Genomic DNA, 24970 nt, shown 5'->3' with positions numbered 1-24970 from the left:
AGTTAACCTTAACCCCGCCCTTCCATGCCGTAAGTCCGGATCGGACTATGCAGCTGGAATGGCCCCCTCCCTCGTCCCCGGTCCAAGCCACCGCCTTGCACTTGCCGCGCAGTGCGCCGTGCTGGCCCTGGTCGTGGCCACTGCCGAATTGGCCCCCCGCCCCGGCCTGCCCGCGCTGTATCTCCCGGTCATGCCGGCAAACCGCCATGCCGCGCTCGATTGGGCGCTCGCGCATGGAGCCGCACTCAATGGCGCCGGTCCGCTCGGCGGTCTCGTCCTCACCGCGCCGCCCCCCGGCTTCGGTCTGCGCGCGCTGCGCGAGGGTGCGCTTGCCATCGCCGTCCCGTCCTTCCTCTGCCAGTCCCCGGAAACCCGCCCCCATGGATGAACTCCTTGCCGTCCGCCGCAATGGCCTAAGGCTCCTGGCCGCAATCTGCGTGCTCGCCATCCTCGCCATCGGCGTGGGCACCGCGATGGCCAGCACCGGCGTGCTGCCGCTGCTCCTCGCTGCCGCCGTCGGCGCGATCCCGCTGGCACTTGTCGCACAAGGCCGCGCCGATGCCGGCACCCGCCTTGCCATGGGCAGTGCCGTTGCCGCCTATCCGATGATCCTGCTCTACCAGTGGTCCGGCCAGCCCTTCATGGTCGATATTCACATGACCTTCTTTGCGGCGCTCGCGATGCTCGCCGCCATGGCCGATTGGCGCCCGGTGATCCTCGCCGCCGCCCTCACGGCCGTCCACCACCTCCTTGCCAACTTCCTCGCGCCCGGCATCGTGTGGACGGGAGGCCCCGCCTTCTTCCGCGTGCTCTTCCACGCCGTCGTCGTGGTGGCCGAGACCGGCGCCCTCGTCGTGCTGTGCGAACAGGTCGCCCGTCACATCCAGCACCAGGGCAAGATCCGCGCCCAGGCCGAACGCATCGAAGCCGAAGCCGCCGCCGATCGCAGCCGCGCCGCCAGCGAGCAGAATGCCGTGATCGGCGCCATCGCTTCCCGGCTGGAGGCGCTGGCCCGGGGCGACCTTGCCCTGCGCATCACCGAGCCCTTTCCACCGGCCTACGAAGCCTTGCGCACCTCGTTCAATGAAGCCGCCGCCGATCTCGACCAGCTTCTCGGCCGCGTTACCGCCGCCGCGCACCAGATTGCCACCGGTTCGTCCGAAATCCGCAGTGCCTCCGATGATCTGGCCCGCCGCACCGAAGCGCAGGCCAGCGCCATCGCCGCCAACAGCGAGGCAACCACCACGCTCGCCACCGGCATCCGCACCACCGCCGCCCGCGCCGAAGCGGTGAGCCGCACCACCGCCGAAGCCCAGGCCAATGCAGCCACCGGCGGCGCCGTGGTCGAACGCGCCATTGCCGCGATGACCGCGATCGAGCAGTCCTCCAGCGAAATCGCCCAGATCGTCTCGATCATCGATGGCATCGCCTTCCAGACCAATCTCCTCGCGCTCAACGCCGGGGTCGAGGCTGCCCGCGCGGGCGAGGCGGGCAAGGGCTTTGCCGTGGTCGCCACCGAAGTGCGCGCGCTCGCCCAGCGCAGCGCCGATGCCGCGCAGGAGATCAAGGACCTCATCGGCGCATCCTCGGCGCAAGTCGGCACCGGTGTCGAACTCGTCGGAGAAACCGGCACCGTGCTGCGCACCATTGTCGAACGGGTCAGCGAAATCAGCGGCGCAATCAGCAGCATTGCCAGCGAATCCGCCGGGCAGGTCGAGGCGCTCGGCTCCGTCGGCGCGAGTTTCAGCCGCATCGATCAGGTCACCCAGCAGAACGCCGCGATGGTGGAGGAAAGCAACGCCGCCGCGCACAGCCTGCTGCGCGAGGCTGAAACGCTGCAGGATCTCGTCGCCCGCTTCCGCCTTTCCGGCGACAGGCAGGCCCCGGTACCAACTGTACCACCGGCGTTCAGCCGTGCCGCCTGAGCCCTCTGCCCCAACCAATCAAAATCCTGCAAAAGGGTGCTTGTCACCCTCAAATCACCCGCCTATAGCGCGCCCCTGCCTTGCTTCCGGGCGCCCCTCATCGGGCTTTCGGAGGTGAACGATCGGTCGGGGAATAGCTCAGCCTGGTAGAGCACTGTCTTCGGGAGGCAGGGGCCGGAGGTTCGAATCCTCTTTCCCCGACCAATTCGTTCCAATTGCAAGCACCATGGGCCGCAGCAGGCCCTTTCCTTCGTTATTGCGAACGAAGCGAAGCAATCCAGATCGTGCGAGCGCAGCGTCTGCAATCTCGCTCAGATCCCTGAAGCCCGCTCCGCCATCAGCCCGATCAGCACGGAAAGTCCGCCCAGCCCGATCGAAAGGTTGCGCCGCAGGGCCAGCCAGCCATTCGGCTTCAGCCCCACGGCCAGGTCGACCAGCGGCGAAAGCGCGATGCACACCCCCAGCGCGATCAGCTCCGGCCCCGGCCAGGTCCAGCCCAGCATCCACGGAAACCACCCTGCCAGAGCGATCAGCGAAGGCATGACGCCGGCAAGGAAAATCCAGCGCGGGCTTTCCGGCCGGGCAATCCCGATGCCCCACCACACGCCGCCCAGAAAGCTGAAGATCAGCGCCGCATAGGCATAGGCCAGCGCAAGGCCCGTCCATGCCCATGGCCCACCCTTGAACACCGCCAAGAGCGCCGCAAATTGCGGCAAAAGGCCCGCATACCCCAAAGCCCGGGCGGCTTCCGAAACACGCTTCACAACCAGAATCTCCAAAACTTTCCGTTCGTGTCGAGCGAAGTCGAGACACCTTGCGCCAGCGTCTCGACTTCGCTCGACACGAACGGACTTGTGCCTGCATTCGCGAGGCTATCCGCCGCGCAGCAGCTGCACGCCCCAGTCCCGCTCGAACAAGTAGAGCAGCGCGCGGGCCGCCTGTCCCCGCTGGGAAGCCAGCCCGCCATCGCGCTCCATCAGCAGCCGCGCGTCGTCATGCGCCATGGGCAGCAGCCGGGCAATCTGTTCGAAGTCGGCTACCCGAAAGGGCGTATCGCCCGATTGCCGCGTGCCCAGCAGTTCGCCTCCGCCGCGCAGCCGCAGGTCTTCCTCCGCAAGCCGAAACCCGTCCTGCGTCTCGCGCATCAGCGCAAGCCGCTCGCGCCCCACTTCCGATAGCGCATCGCCGCGCAGCAGGAGGCAGGTCGATTTCGCAGAGCCGCGCCCCACCCGCCCGCGCAGCTGGTGCAATTGCGCCAGCCCAAACCGTTCGGCCTGTTCGATCACCATCAGGCTCGCTGCGGGCACATCGACACCGACCTCGATCACCGTCGTCGCCACCAGCAGCTTGGCCTCGCCGCGCACGAAGCGCTCCATCGCGGCGTCCTTGGCCTCGGGCCGCAATTGCCCGTGGACGAGCACGACATCCTGCCCAAACCGCAGCTGCAATTCAGCAAAGCGCGCCTCTGCCGCTGCCAGATCGGCGTTTTCGTTCTCACGCACCATCGGGCACACCCAATAGGCCTGCGCGCCGGTCGCCAGGTGCCGCGCGAGGCCTTCCACCACATCCGGCATGCGCTCAACCGCCACCACGCGCGTATCGATCGGCTGCCGTCCGGGCGGCATTTCGTCGAGCTTGGAAACCTCCATCTCGCCATATTGCGCCAAAGTCAGCGTGCGCGGAATCGGCGTCGCGGTCATGGCCAGGCAATGCGGCGTCGCCTTGCCCTTCTGCGTCAGCATCAGCCGCTGGCCGACGCCGAAGCGGTGCTGCTCGTCGATCACCACCAGCGCCAGATTGCGATAGGTCACGCTCTCCTGAAAGATCGCGTGCGTCCCCACACAGATATCGATGCTGCCATCGAGCAGCCCCATCAGGATCGCCTCGCGCGCCTTGCTTCCGCCACGCTGCGAACTCTTACCGGTCAGCAGCGCGATCTCCACCCCCGTCCCCGCCGCCATGCGCTGCAAGGTCTCGGCATGTTGTCGCGCCAGAATCTCGGTCGGCGCGAGCAGCGCGGCCTGCGCCCCCGCCTCCACCGCAATCAGCATGGCATGCAGCGCAACCGCCGTCTTGCCCGAACCCACATCGCCCTGCAGCAGCCGCAGCATCGGCGCGTCCCGCGCGATGTCGCTTTCGATCTCCGCTACCGAGCGCGCCTGCGCCCCCGTCAGCGCAAACGGCAGCCGCAGCTTCTCGCGCAGCCGTCCATCCCCCCGCAGCGGCACCGTCCGCCGCGTGCGGTTGCTGGCCTTGACCAGCATCAGGGCCAGCGAGTTCGCCAGCAGTTCGTCATAGGCCAGCCTGTCGCGGGCCGCTGCATCCGTGCCCTTGTGCGCCCGCACCAGCGCGTCCTTCCACGAAGGCCACCCTGATTGCGCCAAAAGCCCGGGCTCGATCCATTCGGGCAGCTCCGGCACTAGTCCCATCGCCTGACCCACGAGCGCGCCGATCCGCCCCTGCGTCAGCCCCTCGGCCAATGGATAGACCGCCTCGTTGAGCGTCCCCGCCAGCGCGGCGCTGTCCTCGGCAATATGCTCGGGATGGACGATCTGCCAGGACTGCCCATACTGGTCGAGCCGCCCGGCAACCCAGCGCTTCTCGCCCACCGGCAGCAACTTCTTCGCGCTGTAGCTCGCCCGCCCGAACCACACGAGCGCGACATAGTTGCCCAGCGCATCCTCGGCCATGATCCGGTAAGGCCCGCGCCCCGTGCTGGGTCGGTGCTCGCGCGCCGTCAGCGCGATGACGATCTGCTCGCCGATCGCTGCCTCATCGAGATTGCCCACCGCTCGCCTCGCCACGAACCGGTCCGGCAGGTGATAGGCAAGGTCGCGCACCCGCGTCAGCCCGAGCTTGCCCAAGGGCCGCGCCAGCCCCGGCCCCACGCCCTTGAGGCCCTCGGTCTCGGCAAACAGCGGATTGAGCAGATCGGGACGCATCGCACCCATCCATAGTCACGCCTGCCGCGAAGCGCCACACCCCGGCCAATTTGATCAAACGCATGGATGCGGGTTTTCTTCGGGCCCATCACGGCCTCTCAAGCGTTCACACTGAACCTTCACAGCGCAGGAACCCACAAAAATGCTTATCCCTCACGGAACCATTGTCGCCATCGTCGATGGTGCGCATTTTGCCTTGCTGCGCAACAGCGGCACCGAAAACGAACCCGTCCTCGAAGCCCAAGCTCTACCCGCACTCGATCTCCACGGCCATGCCTCAGGCGGCCAGCACGGGCACATGAGCGGCCACGATCCGGCCAGCCAGGTGATCGAAGCACAGCACGGCGCGGCAGTCGTCCAATGGCTCAATGCCGAAGTGCTGGCGCACCGCATACAGGACCTCGTGATCATCGCCTCGCCGCGCGCTTTGGGTGAATTGCGCCCGCACTATCATGGCCAGCTGAAAACAGTCCTGCGGCGCGAACTGGCCAAGGACATGGTGGGCCGAACCGGCACCGAAGTGCTGGCCGCTCTCCGGACCTGAAGGGTTCATCCCTTCGCAGTGGGTCGAAGACAGGGTTTCTCGCAGAGACGCAGAGGAAGCTGAGTTCGCAGAGATGTTGGTCTTGCGGCGAAGCCGCGCTGGCTTCAAGGACGGCGGGAAGTCGTGGTCAGACTGCGCGCTGCGTCCCCGCCATGCAGTCTTTGCGCCCTCTGCTTCCTCTGCGTCTCTGCGAGAAACCTCTTTGCCCTTCAGGCGTCCGGCTTGGAGCTTGCCCCGCAAGCCCTTCACGGCGTATCGGCGCGCGAATGACCGAACCCGACTCTTCGCCCCAGCACCGCCTCGCGCGGATGAAGTTCCGCGCCTGGCATCGCGGCACGCGTGAGGCGGACTACATGATCGGCTGCTTCTTCGACACGCGCCACGCCGGGTGGGACGAAGCCGCGCTCGACTGGTTCGAACGCCTGCTTGAGGAAGACGACGTCGATATCATGGCCTGGGCGCTCGGCACCCAGCCCGTTCCCGAAGCCTTCGCGGGGCCAGAGATGGACGCCATGCGCCGCCTAGACTACGTCGATATCCCGCGCTGAGCCAAGCGGCCCCTTTTCGCATGCCCGATCCGTCCCGCATCCTGTCGGCCACGACGCCGCTCACCCTCGCTTCGATTGCCCGGGGGGCGCAGCCGCTCGTCCTCGCCGATCTCGCCCGCGCTGCCGCCACGGGCAAAACGCCCAAGCGCACGATCTTCATCGCGGCCGACGATGCCGCCATGCGCGCCGTCACCCAGAGCGCCGCCTTCTTCGCGCCCGAGCTCGACGTGGCCGAATATCCCGCGTGGGACTGCCTGCCGTTTGATCGCGCGTCCCCCGCGATGTCGGTCAGCGCCCGCCGCCTCGCCGCGCTCCACGCATTGCAGCAACCGCTCGAAGGCCCGCAGCTCTTCGTCACGACGATCAACGCGCTGCTCCAGCGCACGCTCACCCCGTTCCGCGTGCGCGAATCGGTCCGCGCGCTGCGGGTGGGCCAGGAAATCGCCCGCGAGGCGCTGATCGCCCTCGTCCAGCGCCAGGGCTACTCCCGCGTCGATACCGTGGTCGATTCCGGCGAATACGCCGTGCGCGGTTCGGTCTTCGATCTCTACCCCAGCGGCCTCAGCCACGGCCTGCGCCTCGATTTCTTCGGCGACGAGATCGAGACGATGCGCCTGTTCGATCCCGCCACCCAGCGCTCGGTCCAGCCCGTCAGCTCGCACCTCCTGCTCCCCGCGAGCGAGGCCCTGCTCGACGAGGACTCGATCCGCCGCTTCCGCACCCGCTACCGCGAGCTGTTCGGCGCCAACGCCACCGGCGATCCGCTCTATCAGGCGGTGAGCGACGGCCGCCGCCTCGCCGGCATGGAGCATTGGCTCCCGCTCCTCGAAGACCGTCTCGTCACGCTCTTCGATCACCTCGCCGATGGCGATCTCATCCTCCTCGATGCCGCCGCCGCCAAGGCCGCCGAGGAACGGCTCGCCGATATCGCCGACTACCGCCAGGCCCGCGCCGAAAGCAGCGCGCGCGGCGGCAGCACCACCTATCGCCCCCTCGCGGAAACCGCGCTCTACCTTGCCCGCGACGAGTTCGACCGCGCCCTGATGGCCTGGCCCGTCCACCGCATGACCCAGTTCGAGGAGCCGGAGAGCGCCCGCGTCCTTGATTTCGGCTTCGGCCCCCCGCGCGATTTCGCCCCCGAGCGCGCATCCGGCGCCAATATCTACGAAGCCGCCGCCAAGCACCTCGCCGCGCTCGCCACGCGCGGGCGCAAAGCCGTCGTCGCGGCCTATTCCACCGGCTCCCGCTCCCGCCTCGCTTCCCTCCTCGGCGATGCCGGGAAGGCGCCTCCGATCCTCGCCGAAACCTGGCAGGAAGCCCTCGGCGCCGCCGCCACCGGCAAGCCCGCCGCCGTCGTCCTCCCCCTTGAGCAGGGCTTCTCCAGCGGCGATGTCGAAGTCCTCACCGAGCAGGACATCCTCGGCGACCGCCTCGTGCGCCCCAAGCGCAAGCGCAAGGATGCCGACGCCTTCCTCGCCGAACTCGCCGCGCTCGGCACCGGCGATCTCGTCGTCCACATGGAGCACGGCATCGGCCGCTACATCGGCCTCGTGCCGGTCGACGTCGGCGATAGCCCGCACGACTGCGTCCAGCTCGAATACCACGGCGGCGACAAGCTCTACATCCCGGTCGAAAACCTCGATGTCCTCTCCCGCTACGGCCATGACAGCGAAGGCATCCAGCTCGACAAGCTCGGCGGCGAGGCATGGCAGCGCCGCAAGGCGAAGATGCGCGAGCGCATCCTCGAGATCGCCGGCCAACTCATGCAGACCGCCGCGCTCCGCGCCCTGCGCGAAGCCGATACGCTGGCCCCCGATCCCGCCAGCTACGGCCCCTTCGTAGACCGGTTCCCCTGGGCCGAGACCGACGATCAGGAACGCGCCATCGAGGACGTCCTTGGCGATCTCGCCTCAGGCAAGCCAATGGACCGTCTCGTCTGCGGCGATGTTGGCTTCGGCAAGACGGAGGTCGCCCTGCGCGCCGCCTTCGTCGCCGCCATGGCCGGCAAGCAGGTCGCGATCATCGCCCCCACCACGCTTCTCGCCCGCCAGCACTACACCGCCTTTGTCGAGCGCTTCTCCGGCTTCCCCCTCGAAGTCGGCCGCCTCAGCCGCCTCGTGCCCGCCAAGGAAGCCGCCGCCACCAAGGAAGGCCTCGCCGCCGGCACCGTCGATGTCGTCATCGGCACCCACGCGCTCCTCTCCAAGAGCCTCGAATTCAAGCGCCTCGGCCTTGTCATCGTCGATGAGGAGCAGCGCTTCGGTGTCGTCCACAAGGAGCGCCTCAAGGAACTCAAGGCGGACGTCCACGTCCTAACGCTCACCGCCACGCCCATCCCGCGCACCCTGCAGATGGCGATGTCGGGCCTGCGCGAACTCTCCACGATCCAGACCCCGCCGGTCGACCGCCTCGCCGTGCGCACCTATGTCATGCCGTGGGACGACGTGACGATGCGCGAGGCGCTGATGCGCGAACACCAGCGCGGCGGGCAGAGCTTCATCGTCGTCCCCCGCATCGCCGACATGCCCGATCTCGAGGAATGGCTCCGCCTCAACGTGCCCGAGATCCGCTACGTCTCCGCGCACGGGCAGATGAGCCCCACCGAGGTCGAGGACCGCATGGGCGCGTTCTACGAGAAGCGCTACGAAGTCCTCCTCAGCACCACCATCGTCGAGAGCGGCCTCGATATCCCCAGCGCCAACACCATCGTGCTCCACCGCGCAGACCGCTTCGGCCTCGCCCAGCTCTACCAGCTGCGCGGCCGCGTCGGGCGCGGCAAGCTGCGCGCCTATGCCTACCTCACCTACCCCGAGAACCAGGCTTTAAGCGAAGTCGCAGAAAAGCGCCTCAAGGTGCTGAGCGATCTCGATTCCCTCGGCGCCGGCTTCCAGCTCGCCAGCCACGATCTCGATCTGCGCGGCGCAGGCAACCTCCTGGGCGATGAACAGTCAGGCCACGTCCGCGAAGTCGGCTTCGAGCTTTATCAATCCATGCTCGAAGACGCGATCGTCGCCGCCAAGGCCGGCGAAATCGGCCTCGCCCGCGAACGCAGCGCGCTGAGCCCGCAGATCACCGTCGACGCCCCGATCATGATCCCGGAAAACTACGTCCCCGATCTCGCCGTCCGCATGGCGCTCTACCGCCGCATGAACGACGCCGAAGGCGCCGACGCCGTCGAAGCCCTCGCCGCCGAAATGATCGACCGCTTCGGCCCCCTCCCCGGCCCGACGCAGAACCTGCTCAAGCTCATCGAAATCAAACGCCAGGCCATCGCCGCCCACATCGCCAAGATAGACGTCGGCGCAAAGGGCACCCTCGTCTCGTTCCACAACGACAGCTTCCCCGAACCCGCCGGCCTCTTCGCCTATATCGACCGCCTCAAGGGCACCGCCAAACTGCGCCCCGACAACAAGCTGGTGATCAACCGGGCTTGGGGGACGCCCGAGGCGCGGCTCAATGGGCTGGTGCAGCTGACGAAGGGGTTAAGCGCTGTGGCGCAGAGGGTAAAGCGGGTGGGTTGACGAGGTTTAGCCCAAATAGCATTTCTAGTTTCAGCGGTCCAAATTGCTCGCATTAGAAAAAGTTGGTCGGCATTTGCGAATACCTCACTCGATTTTCTGAGTAGGCTTTAGGTGAAGTTGCTCCATCGCTTTTCGAACTACTGGTGCAATAATCTCTGCCACAAACTCATTCGGCGTCGAGACGTTCTCAGATTGCACCGCTTCGGTAGGATTTTTCAGGAGCTCAATAAACACTGCAGCAGCAATTGGTTGCTCATATTCGGGGGCCTGTGCCTTGAATCCATTAACAGATGCCGCAATATTGTATTTATGACTGTACTGTTCACGCAATTGGAACAAGGCGGAATGTTGTCGACTAGAGAATGTTAGAAGTAATATTGAAGGAAGCAATACAAGTGCGCGAGACCCAAGCGCAGCAAGAACCCTGATAGCAAGAGGCCCGGAATCTTGAACTTCGGGAGGGATAACAGGTGGAAGATGAGTTCCAAAAATATTTAGAGTAAATGCAATAGACAATGCCATAAAAGCTATGGCGCAAAAATATATGGCCCACGCATACCACATTTGATCGTTAACGGCATTGCTTTGTTTTTGGTATGTGCTCGACAAACCAGCAACCGTCGCTCCCCCAAGCATTTGATCGGCAGCGGCCATTTGTTTTTCTATTTTTTGTTGATTTTCTTTAAGTTCAGTGATCAAATTATTGAGATCAGCCTCTCCTTTTTCCAGAGTTAATTCGCGTGAATCGAGGGCACTTTGAAACCCTTTAAACAATGATTCATAGGCATCGACCTCCGCCTCCAGTGTCTCCGCCTTATTTGCTATCGCCTCCACAGAAACGAGTGATGCTGCGACTTTTATACTGTGATCATCCACAGATTTTCGCGTTTGAGCAATATCATTTACTAGCCGCCCTGCCTCGGTCGCGGCAGAAACAGCCCGGCTCTCTTCAGCTACGGCGTTAGCAATTGTCTCAGTAAGTAGCGCTTGTTGATTTGTTAACTCACCAACCAAACGCGTGGCTTCTGTCGCCTGCTTTCGCAATACTCGCGCACCAGCGACAAACGTACCTACGCTTCTTGGCTGCGTTGTTGCAACGATAGGTATATGTGCTTCCAATACATTGTCGATGTAAGCGGACATGTCATCGAATACTGACTTTGCGCTCATAGCGTTGCCATTTTGAGCGATTATCTGACCGGCCGAAACATCGAAGCGATCAAATCCACCCCAAGCGGGAATTTGATCAAACTGAGCTTTTGCCCGTTCGATAGACTGTACAAGGCTGCTGTATGCATTCGCAATTCCGGTAATTCGCGCTTGCGGTACAAGCGCAAATTTTTCGGGAGCAAGTGCTGTAATCGAGTCCATAAGTCCACCGACCGTGCCAATACGTGCCAAAGTGTCAGCCACGGAAAACACGCTAGACGGCTGCCAATCCTCAAACTCCTTTGGGAATTCAGCCATGGACTGAACCAGCGACGACAGTGCGTCATTCAAACGCTTACTGGTGTCCGACATCGCGTCCAGAATATGCTGCATTGCACAAAATGCCCTGTTTATTTCCGGCGCTAAGCGACGGTCTATTTCAATTGGCAAGCCTAAATGGCGGAGACTCTATTCTCTATCCCTACCTGCAAGATAAATCCAAGCCAAGACCACGATTACGGTGACAGTTTACCGATTACGGTAACCGTTTACTGAATCCCCAAACCCCTCAAACCAAAACCTGCAACCCATGCTTCTGCACAACGGCCAGCAGCTTGCAGGCCATACCGCTCGGCCGCTTCGCCCCTGTTTCCCACTTCTCCACCGTGGACTCGCTGGTGTTGAGATAGCGCGCGAACACCGGCTGGCTCACATTGTTGGCCTCGCGCAGCTGGCGCACCGCTTCGGGCGTGAATTGCGGCGGCACCGCAAGGCACTTCTCGTCGAAATCACGCATCGTTGCCTTGTCGATCGCGCCCACCTTGCCCAGCGCCTTGGCCGAGGCATGAATCGCAGCAAAGGCGTCGCTCTTGTACTTCGCGGTGCTCATCCTTCGGTCTCCTGCTCTGCCGTCTCGCGGCAAATCTCGATCCAGTCCCCGTCTGCTAGCAGGGCCTCCAATTGCGCCGCTGTAAGCCCGGCATAGGCCTTGCCCAGCATGCGAAAGCCCTTTAGCTCCGCCTCGTCGATATTGGCCCGGTCCTTCTTGGCGAACAAATACTCATACACCCAAAGGTCACCGGCTTTCGTGAGCACGATGGAGCGATAGGCTTTCGCATGCAGCCGCTTCTTGTATACGCCGCCGCCCAGATCATCAGCTTGACCCGAGATGACCTGCGCAATGGCCTTGCACAGCGCCTCGTCCGAAATCCGCGCCTTGCGAGCCACCTTGGCAAATCCGGCTGCCTTGAAAGCCCGGGCAGGAGCGATGCTAGTCATGCAGTTATGTAGCACCCAGTGCTATGAAAAACAAGGACCCTGACCTCCAGCCGCGCCATTTTCCTACATCACCCTAACCTGTCATAACCCCCTCGCGGCCCATCGGGATACGGTGACAGGTGCAACAACCCATAAATTTCAGCAATTTACGCTGCCTTTTGCGAAGCGGATCGAGGGCGTGGAAATGACGTTGGAGACAGGTTCGGAATTTAGCAGCATCGACGGAACCATCGAAATTTGAGGCGCATCCCAATCACCCAAGGGTCACCAACCCCAACTGCACCCTCCCACCTTGACAAAACGAACCAAATAGGCTAAATGCCCCCCGCAGATCGGGAGCAGGCTTGGCCGGCCTTGCCTTCGCTCTTTCGGGTCTTGCCCCCAAGGCAAGGCCCACGCGACCGGTGCGGGCTGCGGGTTCAAGGTGGGGCGGTCTCCCCAAGACCTCGATCAGGCAAACTACCGCGCCAGCACAGGATCATGGCTCCCGCCCCGCGATCAGCCGGGCGCGAGCAAAGACCGGTACGCCAGCGAGCCGCTACCCCGGTCCCGGGCCATGATCGCCACAAGGCTGTGCCGGATGGCCTCTGCCCGTCCGGCCACTCGCCCACAGCAGAACACGACGCCCTCCCCGCAGCGCCAGTGCAGGCGCCGCACCGGTCGCGCGATCACCCCCTCTGCCCGGCAGCCGCAGCCCCGCGCCGCCAAATCCAACAGCCCCAGAACCTGCCCCAACGGGGATGGCGGTCACAGTTTACCAAATCCCCAAACCCCTCAAGCCAAAACCCTGAGCCCATGCCTCCCCCAGCCAGCGCAGCGCAAAATAGCGCCGCCGTGCTTCCACGATGGCCGGGAACTTGGCTATATCGGTCAGCTAGATCGGGAGTTACGGTGATACCCGGCCAGAGCCCACATGGGGCCGGAGTGGCTTGGCGTGATGGCGCGGCGCGCGGAAAAGAGGGTTTAGCGGGATGCAGGGGCCGGCGCAGTACCTTGCGGATCAGGATCACAGGGACGCTTCCCAGGCAGCGCCGCGCCTCCTTTATCTCGACGGATGGCGGGGCCTCGCGATTATCTCCGTTCTGGTCGGCCACTTCCTTGCGGTTTACCTGCCGCCGTTGTTCGTCCTCGGCGGATACGGGGTAACCCTGTTCTTCGTGCTGAGCGGCCGGCTCATGGCGGATATCCTGTTTGTCCAGCGCCAGCCTCTGCCGCTGTTCCTGCAGCGCAGAGCTGCCAGAATCCTCCCCACACTGATTGTTTTCGTGAACGTGATGGCCGTCTATTCGGTGATCTGGTTCACCTGGCGCGGTTTTGTCGTGATGCGTCCGTGGGAGTATCTGGCTGCGCTGACTTTCACGATCAATTATGCGCAGGCCCTCGGGGACGGACTGGAGTCCCGCTATCTCGCGCACCTCTGGTCGCTGTGCGTGGAGGAACATTGCTACATCATTCTGGCGATGATCGCCTTTTTCGGCTCACGCAACCGCGCCGCCGCCAAATGGCTGCTCACGGCGCTTGCCTGCGCTTCGCTGGCCTGGGCCGTTCCGCTTTGGTTGAACAATCCGGACGGTGTTCATGTGATATACTGGCGAACCGAAGTCAGCGCGGCCCCGCTCATGCTTTCCGCCGCGCTTCGCCTCTGGATACAGGAGAAAAGCCCCGATGATCCGCGCATCGCTCGTCTTCTTGGCGCGGCGTCTCCATGGGTTCTGGGCTGCAGCCTTGCGCTGTTCTTTGCGAGCCCCAACATCCTGCGCTACAACCTTGGTCCCGTGCTTCTGGCGCTTGCGGTAAACGGTGTGGACACGGCACCCGCCGGCTTCAAAAAGTGCCTCGCCCACCCGGTCTTGCAAAGCTTCGGGATCCTGTCCTACTCGCTTTACCTCTGGCAGCAGCCGATCATGCGCTACGGGTGGCGCATTCCCTCGATTGTGCTTCTCCTCGCGGCGGTCGGGATGGGCGTGATCTCGTATCTGGCGATTGAACGGCCCGCCCGCCGGTTCCTCAATCGCAAAGCGCTCGAACGTCGGTCGCAACGAACAGGTTGATTGTCGCTCCCACGATCTGGCTGCGTACGCTGTCGCCTGCTGCGAGCATACGCGCGAGATTGGGGTTGCGGGCGCATCGTGTCGGCCGCAACCCCTATCCTTGTTATGCCGCTTCGGCGTCGGCTTTCGCGTCCACCAGCTCAAATACCCAATGTGCGTGGGTCGGATTGCCCCTCGCGCCAACCTTGAGTGCAATCAGTTTCGTGCTGTCTCCGAGATTGCCCTTCTCCGGGTAGACCAGACGGTTCTGGTCATCGAGCAACGCGTATTGGCCGCGCGACTTGATGACCTTGAACTCGGTCGCAGACGAGCGGTGGCTGGCAACCACTCTGCCATCTGCGTCGACCCTGGCGTAGCGATCCAATTCCTGATTCCGGATGCAGAACAGTTCGTTTGCGGGGTTTGCGTTGTCGACTGGTTCGATCAGCCAGTGAACCTTTTCCTCCGCCTTTGGCCGATTCCATAGCTGCAGCGGCGTGCCCGCCTTCCGGCTATCGTCCTCGATCTCCCAGTATTCATTCTCCACATACATCGGCGCGATTCTGACCGGCACGTTGTTGACTTTATCAGCGGTGAGTTCCGAAGACGACATCGGCTTGCTGTCAACAGGGATCTGATGAGAAACATCGGTTCCATGTTCGGAATAGCCTTTGGCCTTGTAGTTCGCAAAATCTTCTTGCGAAATCTCTTCAAACTCGATCCCTGGGATTTCCGTCCAAGTCGTGATCTTCGCTCCGGGATCGTATTCCATCTCGATATTGCCGGTTGCGATGAAGACCCTGTTCTGGACTGCCTGGATGTTCATCAATCGCGATGGCTCATTGCTGAACTCCTTCGCCGCGATCGCAATGCCGCAGATAGCAAGCCCGGCTCCCCCGACGCCAACGGCTGTGGCCGCAGTCATCACCGCTGCTGACAACTCCAAGCTCACGCCGCCCGTGGGGATTGCGAGTACCAGACCGACAATTCCAACCACCAACCCGGCGATCCAGATGCCAATCTCGGCACCACTGTTGGCATACTCGCTCGCCTCGCCCAGCCAGTACCTCGAGTTGAGCGTGTACACACCAACTGCACCGTTATGGACGTAGTATTCGTTCGGATATAGCGCATTTACCCAGCTGTAATTCACCCCGGCGCTAATGCATGAGTTAATCGGAACATTAGTTCCATTTAGAATCGTAATCGTGCCCACAAAACCTCCAAATTGGAAATGATAAAAAGGCTATCTTCGCCTCAGATGACATCACCGAGACGCGTCAGTTTCAGTTCAAATTTGATAATCGTCAAAATGTTTTCGAAGTTAAAATTGGATTTAGGAAAAGGAACAGTTTCCAATTTGGCGTTATAAATAAGGAAAATCTGCAAATTCAGGGCACTTTGCGGAATATCACCCAATTTTCGCTGGGCATTCCCGCGAAATTTCCCACGCGCCATGCCCAGTCCATGCTTCCCGCCGAAGAGAGGGGACCGCCGCGAAGACGATAGCGGGAGGAAAACACGCAGCGCCCATCCTCCTGCCATTCGAATACGTGCGCCGAATATCGCGACCTATGCTAAGCGCCGCACGCATTTTCAAAGGAGGCAGCAGGCTTGCGCCAAATGATCACCGCCTCGACACGAACGGCGCTCTTCGCCACCAGCCTTGCGCTTACTGGCTGCGCCACGATCCAGCGCGAACCGTTCAATGAACGCCAGCAGGCAGAGGCAACAATCCCCGGCATGCCAGGTGCCCGCTTCTGGGGCGATGAACCCGGCACCGCGCGGTTGATGGCGCCTGCCTATAGCGACGCAAACGGCGAACGCTCGATGCTGGCGCTGTCGGGCGGATCGGACAACGGGGCGTACGGCGCGGGGCTGCTCGGCGGGTGGACCCAATCCGGCACGCGGCCCGAATTTGCCGTCGTCACCGGTGTCAGCACCGGCGCGCTGATCGCGCCGTTCGCCTTCCTCGGCCCTGATCAGGATGCCACGCTGGAGAAGCTATTCACCACCATCTCGGCGAAAAACATCTACAAGAACCACTTCCCCTTGGCGATCCCGTTCTCTCCCAGCATCGCCAGCACCAAGCCGCTCGCGCGGATGATCGGCGAAGTGATGACCGATGCCCTGATCGACCGCATCGCGGCCGAGCACGCGCGCGGGCGGCGGCTATTCGTCGGCACCGCCAATCTCGATGCGCAGCGCATGGTGATCTGGAACATGGGCGCGATTGCCGCGAGCAAGGCGCCGGGGCGCTACGGCCTGTTCCGGCAGGTGCTGCTCGCCTCCTCGGCGATCCCCGCCTTCTTCGCGCCGGTGATGATCAAGGCGGAGGTGAACGGGCGCGAAATCAGCGAAATGCATGTCGATGGCGGCACCACCGCGCAGATCCTCACCTTGCCTGATCAGGCGATCGTCGCGGGGAAACTGCCCACGGCACTCAATCGCCTGCACATCTACATGATCGTGAACAACAAGCTGAACGGCGAATTCCACCTCGTGAAGCCGCGCACCGTGCCAATTGCCAGCCAGGCTATCACGCTCAACATGCGCCGCTCGATGGCGAGCACGGTGAACCTCAGCTACCTCTACGCCAAGGGGCACGGCGTCGATTTCAACCTCAGCTTCATCGACAAGGACTACCCCCGCTCCGAAAAGGGCCTGTTCGATACGCAAGTCATGCGCACCCTCTTCGCCTATGGCCGCAAGCTGGGCGAAACGGGCACGTTCTGGGCCAAGCGCCCGCCCGATCAGGACGAGTAGCGGGTCGGGTCAGGCGGCCAGATAGATCCACGCTGGCACGCGGCCCGCATCCGTTTCCACGATCACCTCACCGCGCCGATACTCCGCCCCCTCGAACGCATCGAGCCGCGTCCAGTGCGCCGGGAGATCAGCCGAGGTGAACAAGTGGACCGCGATAGCCTCGCCCGCCGGATCGAGCACCAGCGCCGGATAACCGAGCGCCGCGCCCCAGCCCGTCTCGATCAGGCGGCCCCGGATCGTGCCGGTAGTCCATTGGCCTTCCAGCTCCACCAATTGATGGTGGTTCACCCGCCCGGGCGCGAGCGTGCCATAAGTCGCGAGGCGGAAGTCAATGATCACGCCAATGGTTTTAATTCAACGCCATCATTGCGGCAAATTCCTCGGCAGAGATCGGACCCGACCGCAGGAAGCCCTGAAACAGGTCGCAGCCCTCGTCCTGCAGGATCGCGAGCTGCCCCGCCGTCTCCACCCCTTCGGCAATCACCTTGAGGCCCAGCGCGCGCGACATCGCCACCATGGCCGCAAGGATTGCCCGGTCGCGCGGGTCTTGCTCGATATCCACCACCAGCGAGCGGTCGAGCTTGAGGGCATCGAGCGGGAGCGCCTTCAGCGCGCGGAAATTGGAGAAACCCGTCCCGAAATCGTCCAGCGCCACGCTCACGCCCAGCGCGGCGAGCTCGCGCAGCGCAGCGGCGCAGGCTTCGAAGTCGGTGATCAGCGTCTGCTCGGTGATCTCGATCGTCAGGCGTTCGGCCGGAAACGCGCTGGCCTCCAGCGCCGCCTTGAGGCTCGCCGCAAAGTCGCCCACGGCAAAGTCTTCCGCCGTGACGTTGAGCGAGAGCCGGAGCGGGGTTGGCCCGGTTTCTGGCCAGGCCGCCGCCATGGCCAATGCGCGCTTGCCGATATGGCGCGAAAGCTGCGCCACGTGGTCGCCCCGATCCGCCACGGCGAACAGCGTTTCGGCGCAGATGCGGCCAAAGCCGGGATGCTCCCACCGCGCCAGTGCTTCCGCCCCCGCCAGCGCGCCGGTGGCCACGCTGAACTGCGGCTGGAACAGCACCGCAATCTCGTCGCGGTGGAGCGCGCCAAGGAGATCGCCCTCGAGGCACGCCGCGCTGCGCCCGCGCGCCGGATGGCTGCCGTCCGCCCACAGCACGCGCCGCCCGCTGCGGCGCTGGAGATCGCCCGAGACCTGATCGAGCCGGTCCAGCAGCGCGGCGCCCGCCTCACCCGGCCGGCCGCGCAGCAGCGCCATGCGGGGGGCAAGGCTCAGCCGCTCGCCATCGACCACCAGCGGCCGCGCAATGGCGCGCCCCAACGCTTCGGCCAGCCACTGCCAGCGCTCCCGGCTCAGCGCCGCTCGGGAAGCGACGAGGAACGCTCCGCCTGCGGCGCGCGCCACCATGGCCTGAGAGCCGAGCTCGTCCGCCACGAAATCCCTCAGCCGCCGCGCGACCTCGACCAGCACGCGGTCGCCGCCAGCCATACCATAGGCGAGGTTAACCGCAGGCATGCGCTGCAAGCTTACCATCATCGCCTGAACGAAGCCGGTGTCCCCCGCGCCATCGAGCCAAAGTGCCGCAGTTTCGAGGCCGGGAAGGCCGGTCAGGACATCGCGATCATCGCCGGGGAGAAGCATGGTTCCGTTCATCGTCGCCGTCTTAGGCGATTGGTACGGCGAAATCATCCTTGCTGTGCCATTTGGCATTGCACCGATTTGGGTCGCTCCATATCTGTTGCGCGGTCGATTGAGATTGCCGCGCTGTGCGGGGCGGATGAAGAATGATGCGTCGTACCTGAGGAGCGCCTTGATCAATGCCCGATAGCCCCCGGCTGGCTCTTCTCGCCTCCCCCACCGACCGCGCGCAGGAGGCCGAGGCGGCCCTGGTCGCGTCGCATGACTGGGTGCCGCTTGAAGAGGCCGATATTGCCGTCGTGCTCGGCGGTGACGGCTTTATGCTGCAGACCTTGCATCACATGCTGGATACGGGCCGCGTGATCCCCGCCTATGGGCTCAATCTCGGCACTGTCGGCTTCCTGATGAACCGCCACAAGGCTTCCCGCCCCATCGCCGAACGCGTCGCCAAGGCGCGCGGAGTCGCGGTTGCGCCGCTGTGGATGGAGGCGGTCACGCAGACGGGGGAAACTTATTCTTCCTGGGCGATCAATGAAGTCTCGCTCCTGCGCGAAACGCGTCAGACGGCGAAGCTCGAAGTTTCGGTCAACGGCAAAGTGCGGATGCCCGAACTTTCGTGCGACGGCGTGCTGGTGGCGACGCCGGCGGGCTCCACGGCTTACAACCTTTCGGCCAATGGACCAATCCTGCCGCTCGGCAGCGCGATGCTGGCGCTCACCCCGATCAGCCCGTTCCGCCCCCGCCGCTGGCGCGGAGCGATCCTGCCGGAAAGCTGCCAGATCCTGTTCCGCTCGCTCGAGGCGGCAAAGCGGCCGGTCTCCGTTGTGGCAGACCAGAAGGAAGTGCGCGACATCAGCGAAGTGCGCGTGAGCGCCGCGCGAGAACACCGGCTCACGCTCTTGTTCGACAAGGGCAGGAGCCTGGACGAGCGGATTTTCGCCGAACAGTTTCTGGTCTGAATTTCCACGGCGATTTTTGGACAATCTGGCGCTTGCCAAACCCGAAACGCCTGCTATTAGCGCGCACCTGCCCCGGGCATCCGGGTCTGGTCCCTGATAGCTCAGCGGTAGAGCTCTCGACTGTTAATCGAGTGGTCGTAGGTTCGAATCCTACTCAGGGAGCCACCTTCTCGAAAATTCGGATTTAGGTGCAGCGCCTTGAGTTGGCGCAGTGCGGTGCATTCCAACACTTTGCCCCACATTTGCAGGGAAGTGTCAGGACGGCCGGCTCATCGGAATCATGGTTTTCCCCGTGCAGCGTCCCGCCGCGACAATCCGGTCAATCACAGCTCGCCAATGGCGCATTTTCCGCCTGACTTGCACCAAGACGCCTGCCGAGCGCTTGTCGGTAGCGTTCCAGGAAGCCGTGCTTGGGCTGGCTGACGAACCAGGTGCGGCGGATATCCCAGTTTTTGACCCAGTTCTTGTAAAGAGCCGTGCTGTCATAGCCCGCTTCTCCGGGAAATGGCGACATCTCGCAAGCGTAGGGACGGCCATTGGCGACCATGATGTCGACCCGGATGAAATCAATTCCGGCGGATAGTTCTGCTGCGGCCTTTGCGGCCTCGGCATAGCCGGCGGGAACTGCAAAATCGAGGGGAAGCCAGGCACGTTGATAACCACGTTCGTGCATGATCGATATGATGCGCCGACCGTCTTCAGTGAAATAGGCGATCCGTTCGTCGGCCGTCTTTTCCCCGACTGTGAGAACCCCGAAATCCACCTTTCCATCGCAACAAAAGAAGTTCAGATCGACGAGAGGGCCATCGAGATTGATGATCATCTCTTCGGCAAAGACCTTCTGCTCAGCTTTCGGCCAGTAACGTCCGCCGTATTTATCGGTCTGAGGTGCGCGGAGCCACTCGCCTATCAGGGTCTTGATTGATGCGACATCTTCCGGATCGGCGTTGAGGAAGAGGTTCTGGTTCCATCCGCTGTCCGCCTTGATGACGATTCCAGCGCGCAGGGCATCCAGCGGCAATTCGGATACCGAATTCACCGACCATAATGTGCGGGCCGCAGCGAGCCCCGGTGCGCGTTTCATCATCCATTCCTTGGCAGCCATCTTACGACCAAAGAGATGAAACAGCGGGTTCTGGTCGAAGATGAGCCGCCAGGTGCGTTTTTCCCGAAACCGCTTTGGCACGGCTATGTTGGGAAGTGCCCTCTGTCGATAGGCAGTCCGTGCAATCCAGATCGGGTGTCGGACATAGACACAGAGGTTGATCACCAGCAGCGTGAAAAAGTCGCCGCAGGATTCCCAGAGATTTTTCATTGCAAGTCATACTCGAAGCGGCGGAAAGCTCGGCTCACTTAGACGGCGGCATCCCGGCCTGCATCGTAAAATTTCCGCGATAACCCGTTCTAGCCGCTGCACCTGCCGCGCGAGGCTGGCGGCCGTTCTCAATCAAGGCTTGCGCGGTCGTCCACAGAGCGGCATCGATGATTTTCAGATCTGAAAGACAGGTCGAAGGCCTACCTATCAGCCGCACTTGTGTCCTCACGAGACACTAATTTGCTGCTTCGCATTTGCAGGTTGACTGCACCGCGATTCGGGGGCCATTAACTCAAAAAACCGGGCCGCTCAGAAATTCAATAAGCATGAATGCTTGCTTACCGAATTGGGGGTTCGATGACTGGCGTGTTGACTCGTTCGACCATAGCTTTTGTAGGCCTGTGCGCCTCGACTTCGGCTATGGCGCAATCACAAATTCCGACAGCTGCCGACACCGAGCAATCTTCGCAAGTCCACCAGATCGGCCGCGCTCAGATCGAGCAGAGCGTGCCGCCCAAGGACGTTCCGAAGAAAACGCAGATCAGGGTAGAGACGCGAGGCGCGATCACGGAATTGCCCTGCGCCCTTTCCGACTCCGACATTCCCGTGACGATTTCCTCGCTAGCGCTGGAAAAGCCCGATGGTTCGGCCCTGCCTGCCGAACTGGTCACGCTGCTCGCAGGCGTCGATGCGGACTTGCACGGCGAAGCCAAGCTGAGCGTGGTTTGCAAGATCCGGGACCGGATCAACGAACGTCTCGCCACCGCTGGTTACATCGCGCTCGCACAGATTCCGGCGCAGAAGATCACCGACGGTGTGCTGAAGATTCAGGTCGTTACCGCGCACATAATCGAAGTACGCGTTGTTGGCGAACCTGGTCCTTTCCGCACGCAGCTGGAAAAGGCGGTGGAGCGGATTCGCGCCATCGACCCGCTGAATCGGCGCGATGCCGTGCGCGAACTCCTGCTTGTCGGCGACATTCCCGGCCTCGACGTGAACCTGACGCTCAGTTCGGCGAATGCTGCACCGGGCGAAATGATCGGGACCCTGAATGTCGCGACACAGCGCCATTCGCTTCTGGTCAATTTCCAGAACTACGGTTCGCACCAGCTTGGACGCTGGATCGGTTCGATCCGCGGCGAAGTCTATGGGCTGACCGGTCGCTCGGACCGGACCTACGTGGCGTTCTCGAACTCGAAGGATCTCAAGGAGATCCGGGTCCTGCAGGCAGGGCACGATTTCGCGCTCAATGATTCCGGCTTGCGGCTAGGCCTGCGTACGAGCCTGGCCTGGTCTCGCCCGGATATCAAGAATCTGGACTTGCGCTCCCGGTCGATCATCGGCGGCCTCGATATCAGCCAGTCGCTTGTCCGCAATCTCAAGCAGACGATCGTTGCGACGGGCGGCTTCGAAATGCTCGATCAGCGCGCACAGATCTTTGCAGCGGGTAGCCGCATCCCCTTCTCGCTCGACAAGATCCGGGTGCTGTTCGGGCGCGTGGACGGAGACTTCCGCTTCACCAACGGCGACACAGAATGGATGCATGCCACAGGTTCGCTCGAACTGCGCAAGGGCATCGGCATTTTTGGTGCGACGAAGATTGGTGCGGTCACCACAAAGGGAGCCCCATCGCGTCTATTCGGCAATCCGCAGGCTTTCGTGATCAAGGGCGAAGCGAACCTCGATATTCATCCGGTCGGCGCCTTCCATCTCGGCCTCAACGGTTTCGGCCAGTGGTCCAACGACCCGCTTCTGAACCTCGAGGAATTCTCGCTCGGCAACTACACCCGCGGCCGCGGCTACGATCCGGGCTCGAGCGGCGGCGACCGTGCCTATGGGTTTACGGCGGAACCACGCGTTGTCCTGCCGATTCCCAAGGTGCGGGTTGAAGCTTCGGCTTTCTACGACTGGGTCCACGTCCAGAACATCGATCCCGGCACGGCAATCCCCAACCAGACCCTGCGCTCCGTCGGCGGCGGACTGCGCTTCGTGCTGCCACAGCGCCTGGTGATCGACGTGACCTTCGCCCATCCGCTCGACAAGCTTCTGCCGTCGGACAAGGCGAGGCCATCGAACCGGGTGCTTGTCTCGCTCACGTCCAAGTTCTTTTGAAGGGGAGCGGCATCATGACCCTCGTCCATAATCCGCGCCTTTCGGCCTCGGGCCGCGCCCGCCGCTTCGCCCTTCTCACGTCCACCGCGCTTGTCGGGGTCAGCCTTAACCTGGCCACCCCCGCGCTGGCACAAACACTGCCGATCCCGACAGGGCTCGAGGTGGTCGCCGGCAGCGGCGAATGGAACAATGGCGGTGCCAAGATCACCACCCCCGCAGCCGACCTGCGGACCGTGGACCTGCTCGCCAAGAGCAGGATCATCGATTTTACCAGCTACAATATCGACAACGCCACGGTGAACTACATCTCAACCGGCGGCGGCGCGAACCTGGTTGCGGCCAATCGCGTGGTCGGCTCGGGCGCTTCCACCATAACCAGCACCGGCAAGATCACGGCGGACCCGAATATCTCGGTCTGGCTGATCAATCAGGACGGTATCACTTTCAACGGCACTGCCACGCTCACCAGCGGCAGCCTGATGCTGTCGACGCTTGGTTTCACGAGCACCGTCAATCCCGCTTTCCGTACTGCGTTCGAGACAACAGCCAACACAGCCGCCATCTCGTTTTCGGGTTCCAGCACGAATCCGATCACGATCGGCGGCGCAGGTCTAAGCGTCTCCGGATCGATCGTGGTTGTTGGGCAGGACATCACCAACAACGCTTCCGTCACATCGACTGGCGGGTCGGTCGTGATGATCGCGGGCAGCGATGTGACGTTCACCGCCGGTTTCGGCAACCCCCTGAGCTTCACGGTCAACGCCGGTACGGATCTCGGCCAGGCTGCTGTCAACATCAACAAGAACGTGACCGGGCAATCCGTGCTGATTGCCGGTGGCCTCAAGACGAACCTGACCGCAGCACTGCTGAACGTTGACGCCAATGCCAAGCTTACCGCCTCGGTAGCCGGCGGGACGGTCACGCTTGCCACTGCCACGACGACGGTGGGGACAAATACGGCCACCATCACCAATGGCACCAATGCGGCGCCCTCGATCCTGGTGAACGGCAGCCTCGCCGCGACCGGCTCGAGCGCAGACGTCATCGTCAATTCGGCGGCCGGCGTAACGCTGGCCAATGCCGTCACCGCAGGGCGCGATTTCAAGGCGACGGGCACGACCGTCACGCTCGGCGCAGCCGCCACGACGGTAAGCCAGAGCGCGGGCCGGAACGTCACGATCAACGCGACGACCGACGACATCACAGGTCTGGGTACTCTCTCGCTCAAGTCTGACACGGGCGGCACGGGCGCCGCCGATCTGGTCCTTAAGGCTGACGCGGGTGAAGTCGATTTCGGCGCGAATACGCTGCTGCAGGCGGGCCTCACCGGAGCGGATCCGCTCAAGCGCAGCATGGTGCGCGTCACCAGCGGCCCGGCGATCACGCTGGGCGATGTGATTGCATCCGGGCTGGTTTCGGGCGCCGGCACCGCGCTTGAAGCGGCCGATGCGATCACCACGGGCGATGTCACCGTCGATCAGGCGCTGACCATCACGTCCACCGGCGGTTCGATTTCCACCGGCAAGCTGACCGTGGGTAATGCAAATGCGGCCGTCCTGCTCTCAGCAGCCGGCGCCGACAGCGACATTTCCGCCTCCGACACGATCGCGACCAACGGCGGCAACGTGCTGCTTTCTGCCGAGAACGACATCTCGATCGGCGACGTGACGACGGTCCTGGCCGGACCGGGAACCCCGACCGGCTCGATCGGCCTGCTGGCTGGAGGCGCGATCACGGGCGGCAAGCTCAATGCCGGCGTCGATATTGCAGCCCGCGCGGGAGCAGGCGTCGATATCACCAGAGCCATCGCCGGGGACGACATCGATCTTACGGCGCTGAGCGGTACTCTCAAGCTGGACAGCAGCACCGCGAAGGGAACCGGCGCAGTCGATACGCGGGTAACCCTTACCGGTACAGCGGGTGCGAGTGGTGCGCTGGATGTGGTTTCCGGCGAAGATGCCCAGCTTGGCGAATCGACGATCCGGCTGCGTTCGGCTGCCGGCGATATCACCTCAGGAACCGGTGTCAGCGCCCTTGCCGGCGACGTGCTGGTCAATGCATCGCGCGATGTGAGCCTCGTCAGCGCCAATGCAACCGGCGGCAGCGTGGTCGTGCGTGCGGGTCGTGATGTAACGCAGGCGACCACGTTGACATCGAACAGCGAGGACGTGACCGTGGGCGCGGGGCGCAATGCCACGCTCGGGACGGTCAAGGCGCTCGATGATATCGACCTTGATATCACCGG

Annotated in this window: 20 protein-coding genes and 2 tRNA genes; 12 read left to right on the top strand and 10 right to left on the bottom strand. The window is 63.1% G+C overall.

What is annotated here, in order from left to right; translation table 11 throughout:
• The first annotated feature begins 58 nt into the window (after positions 1-58).
• The 3 genes from ACODS2_RS14745 (at position 59) to ACODS2_RS14735 (ending at position 2129) form a co-directional block, all read left to right on the top strand.
• A complete protein-coding gene (locus ACODS2_RS14745) occupies positions 59-388 on the top strand; it encodes a hypothetical protein (RefSeq protein WP_298166996.1) in 330 nt (109 codons plus the stop codon).
• The gene (locus ACODS2_RS14740; RefSeq protein WP_488999524.1) at positions 381-1925 is read left to right on the top strand and encodes a methyl-accepting chemotaxis protein; all 1545 of its coding nucleotides are present in this window, start codon (positions 381-383) and stop codon (positions 1923-1925) included. Before ACODS2_RS14745 ends, ACODS2_RS14740 begins: the two co-directional genes overlap by 8 nt.
• A gap of 127 nt (positions 1926-2052) precedes the next feature.
• A tRNA-Pro gene (locus ACODS2_RS14735) sits at positions 2053-2129 on the top strand.
• A 107-nt stretch (positions 2130-2236) separates the two neighbouring features.
• On the opposite strand, the gene ACODS2_RS14730 is transcribed toward ACODS2_RS14735, so the two are convergent.
• Complete coding sequence (locus tag ACODS2_RS14730) at positions 2237-2689, bottom strand: DUF3429 family protein (RefSeq protein ID WP_421838214.1); 453 nt, start codon at positions 2687-2689, stop codon at positions 2237-2239.
• A gap of 108 nt (positions 2690-2797) precedes the next feature.
• Complete coding sequence (gene recG, locus ACODS2_RS14725; RefSeq protein WP_488999850.1) at positions 2798-4867, bottom strand: ATP-dependent DNA helicase RecG; 2070 nt, start codon at positions 4865-4867, stop codon at positions 2798-2800.
• Positions 4868-5009: 142 nt separating this feature from the next.
• Between recG and ACODS2_RS14720 the strand changes: the two genes are divergently transcribed.
• From ACODS2_RS14720 to mfd, 3 genes are all read left to right on the top strand, one after another.
• A complete protein-coding gene (locus tag ACODS2_RS14720) occupies positions 5010-5411 on the top strand; it encodes a host attachment protein (protein WP_488999523.1) in 402 nt (133 codons plus the stop codon).
• A 266-nt stretch (positions 5412-5677) separates the two neighbouring features.
• Positions 5678-5959, top strand: a complete 282-nt coding sequence (locus ACODS2_RS14715; RefSeq protein ID WP_488999522.1) for an FAD assembly factor SdhE — start codon at positions 5678-5680, stop codon at positions 5957-5959.
• A gap of 20 nt (positions 5960-5979) precedes the next feature.
• Positions 5980-9480 carry a transcription-repair coupling factor gene (gene mfd / locus ACODS2_RS14710; RefSeq protein ID WP_488999521.1) on the top strand — a complete coding sequence of 1167 codons (3501 nt, stop codon included), beginning with the start codon at positions 5980-5982 and terminating at the stop codon, positions 9478-9480.
• Between the two features lie 84 nt (positions 9481-9564).
• Here mfd and ACODS2_RS14705 read toward each other — a convergent pair whose 3' ends face one another.
• The 3 genes from ACODS2_RS14705 to ACODS2_RS14695 form a co-directional block, all read right to left on the bottom strand.
• On the bottom strand, positions 9565-11022 hold the full coding sequence (locus ACODS2_RS14705; RefSeq protein WP_488999520.1) for a hypothetical protein: 1458 nt from the start codon (positions 11020-11022) through the stop codon (positions 9565-9567).
• A 175-nt stretch (positions 11023-11197) separates the two neighbouring features.
• Positions 11198-11518, bottom strand: a complete 321-nt coding sequence (locus ACODS2_RS14700) for a helix-turn-helix domain-containing protein (RefSeq protein WP_488999519.1) — start codon at positions 11516-11518, stop codon at positions 11198-11200.
• Positions 11515-11907, bottom strand: coding sequence for a type II toxin-antitoxin system RelE/ParE family toxin (locus ACODS2_RS14695; RefSeq protein WP_488999518.1), 393 nt, complete (start codon positions 11905-11907; stop codon positions 11515-11517). Before ACODS2_RS14695 ends, ACODS2_RS14700 begins: the two co-directional genes overlap by 4 nt.
• Positions 11908-12878: 971 nt before the next feature.
• Here ACODS2_RS14695 and ACODS2_RS14690 point away from each other — a divergent pair.
• On the top strand, positions 12879-13958 hold the full coding sequence (locus tag ACODS2_RS14690) for an acyltransferase family protein (RefSeq protein ID WP_488999517.1): 1080 nt from the start codon (positions 12879-12881) through the stop codon (positions 13956-13958).
• A 103-nt stretch (positions 13959-14061) separates the two neighbouring features.
• Here ACODS2_RS14690 and ACODS2_RS14685 read toward each other — a convergent pair whose 3' ends face one another.
• Positions 14062-15090, bottom strand: coding sequence for a hypothetical protein (locus tag ACODS2_RS14685; protein ID WP_488999516.1), 1029 nt, complete (start codon positions 15088-15090; stop codon positions 14062-14064).
• A 104-nt stretch (positions 15091-15194) separates the two neighbouring features.
• A complete protein-coding gene (locus ACODS2_RS14680) occupies positions 15195-15482 on the bottom strand; it encodes a hypothetical protein (RefSeq protein ID WP_488999515.1) in 288 nt (95 codons plus the stop codon).
• A 78-nt stretch (positions 15483-15560) separates the two neighbouring features.
• Between ACODS2_RS14680 and ACODS2_RS14675 the strand changes: the two genes are divergently transcribed.
• Complete coding sequence (locus tag ACODS2_RS14675; protein WP_488999849.1) at positions 15561-16703, top strand: patatin-like phospholipase family protein; 1143 nt, start codon at positions 15561-15563, stop codon at positions 16701-16703.
• A 9-nt stretch (positions 16704-16712) separates the two neighbouring features.
• On the opposite strand, the gene ACODS2_RS14670 is transcribed toward ACODS2_RS14675, so the two are convergent.
• Entirely contained in the window at positions 16713-17042 is a 330-nt protein-coding gene (locus tag ACODS2_RS14670) for a gamma-glutamylcyclotransferase family protein (protein ID WP_488999514.1), read from the bottom strand.
• A gap of 10 nt (positions 17043-17052) precedes the next feature.
• Positions 17053-18354, bottom strand: a complete 1302-nt coding sequence (locus tag ACODS2_RS14665; RefSeq protein ID WP_488999513.1) for an EAL domain-containing protein — start codon at positions 18352-18354, stop codon at positions 17053-17055.
• A gap of 164 nt (positions 18355-18518) precedes the next feature.
• On the opposite strand from ACODS2_RS14665, the gene ACODS2_RS14660 reads away from it, so the two are divergent.
• Positions 18519-19298 (top strand): NAD kinase, encoded by a 780-nt coding sequence (locus ACODS2_RS14660; RefSeq protein WP_488999512.1) that lies wholly within the window; start codon positions 18519-18521, stop codon positions 19296-19298.
• A gap of 90 nt (positions 19299-19388) precedes the next feature.
• Positions 19389-19463 (top strand) — tRNA-Asn (locus ACODS2_RS14655).
• Positions 19464-19617: 154 nt separating this feature from the next.
• On the opposite strand, the gene ACODS2_RS14650 is transcribed toward ACODS2_RS14655, so the two are convergent.
• The gene (locus tag ACODS2_RS14650) at positions 19618-20613 is read right to left on the bottom strand and encodes an ATP-grasp fold amidoligase family protein (RefSeq protein ID WP_488999511.1); all 996 of its coding nucleotides are present in this window, start codon (positions 20611-20613) and stop codon (positions 19618-19620) included.
• Between the two features lie 420 nt (positions 20614-21033).
• Here ACODS2_RS14650 and ACODS2_RS14645 point away from each other — a divergent pair, with 420 nt between their 5' ends.
• Positions 21034-22725, top strand: coding sequence for a ShlB/FhaC/HecB family hemolysin secretion/activation protein (locus tag ACODS2_RS14645; protein ID WP_488999510.1), 1692 nt, complete (start codon positions 21034-21036; stop codon positions 22723-22725).
• A 14-nt stretch (positions 22726-22739) separates the two neighbouring features.
• On the top strand, positions 22740-24970 hold a 2231-nt coding region (locus ACODS2_RS14640; RefSeq protein WP_488999509.1), incomplete at its 3' end, for a beta strand repeat-containing protein.

Source organism: Novosphingobium sp. FG137 (genome assembly GCF_057809735.1).
This window is presented reverse-complemented; position numbering and strand designations above follow the sequence as displayed.

Bases quoted from the DNA above. Each gene is read 5' to 3' on its own strand.
- ACODS2_RS14740 (WP_488999524.1), top strand. From the start codon at position 381: ATGGATGAACTCCTTGCCGTCCGCCGCAATGGCCTAAGGCTCCTGGCC.
- ACODS2_RS14660 (WP_488999512.1), top strand. From the start codon at position 18,519: ATGCCCGATAGCCCCCGGCTGGCTCTTCTCGCCTCCCCCACCGACCGC.
- mfd (WP_488999521.1), top strand. From the start codon at position 5,980: ATGCCCGATCCGTCCCGCATCCTGTCGGCCACGACGCCGCTCACCCTC.
- ACODS2_RS14675 (WP_488999849.1), top strand. From the start codon at position 15,561: ATGATCACCGCCTCGACACGAACGGCGCTCTTCGCCACCAGCCTTGCG.
- recG (WP_488999850.1), bottom strand. From the start codon at position 4,867: ATGCGTCCCGATCTGCTCAATCCGCTGTTTGCCGAGACCGAGGGCCTC.
- ACODS2_RS14705 (WP_488999520.1), bottom strand. From the start codon at position 11,022: ATGCAGCATATTCTGGACGCGATGTCGGACACCAGTAAGCGTTTGAAT.
- ACODS2_RS14745 (WP_298166996.1), top strand. From the start codon at position 59: ATGGCCCCCTCCCTCGTCCCCGGTCCAAGCCACCGCCTTGCACTTGCC.
- ACODS2_RS14715 (WP_488999522.1), top strand. From the start codon at position 5,678: ATGACCGAACCCGACTCTTCGCCCCAGCACCGCCTCGCGCGGATGAAG.
- ACODS2_RS14700 (WP_488999519.1), bottom strand. From the start codon at position 11,518: ATGAGCACCGCGAAGTACAAGAGCGACGCCTTTGCTGCGATTCATGCC.
- ACODS2_RS14720 (WP_488999523.1), top strand. From the start codon at position 5,010: ATGCTTATCCCTCACGGAACCATTGTCGCCATCGTCGATGGTGCGCAT.
- ACODS2_RS14680 (WP_488999515.1), bottom strand. From the start codon at position 15,482: ATGGCAGGAGGATGGGCGCTGCGTGTTTTCCTCCCGCTATCGTCTTCG.
- ACODS2_RS14665 (WP_488999513.1), bottom strand. From the start codon at position 18,354: ATGAACGGAACCATGCTTCTCCCCGGCGATGATCGCGATGTCCTGACC.
- ACODS2_RS14645 (WP_488999510.1), top strand. From the start codon at position 21,034: ATGGCGCAATCACAAATTCCGACAGCTGCCGACACCGAGCAATCTTCG.
- ACODS2_RS14650 (WP_488999511.1), bottom strand. From the start codon at position 20,613: ATGAAAAATCTCTGGGAATCCTGCGGCGACTTTTTCACGCTGCTGGTG.
- ACODS2_RS14690 (WP_488999517.1), top strand. From the start codon at position 12,879: ATGCAGGGGCCGGCGCAGTACCTTGCGGATCAGGATCACAGGGACGCT.
- ACODS2_RS14695 (WP_488999518.1), bottom strand. From the start codon at position 11,907: ATGACTAGCATCGCTCCTGCCCGGGCTTTCAAGGCAGCCGGATTTGCC.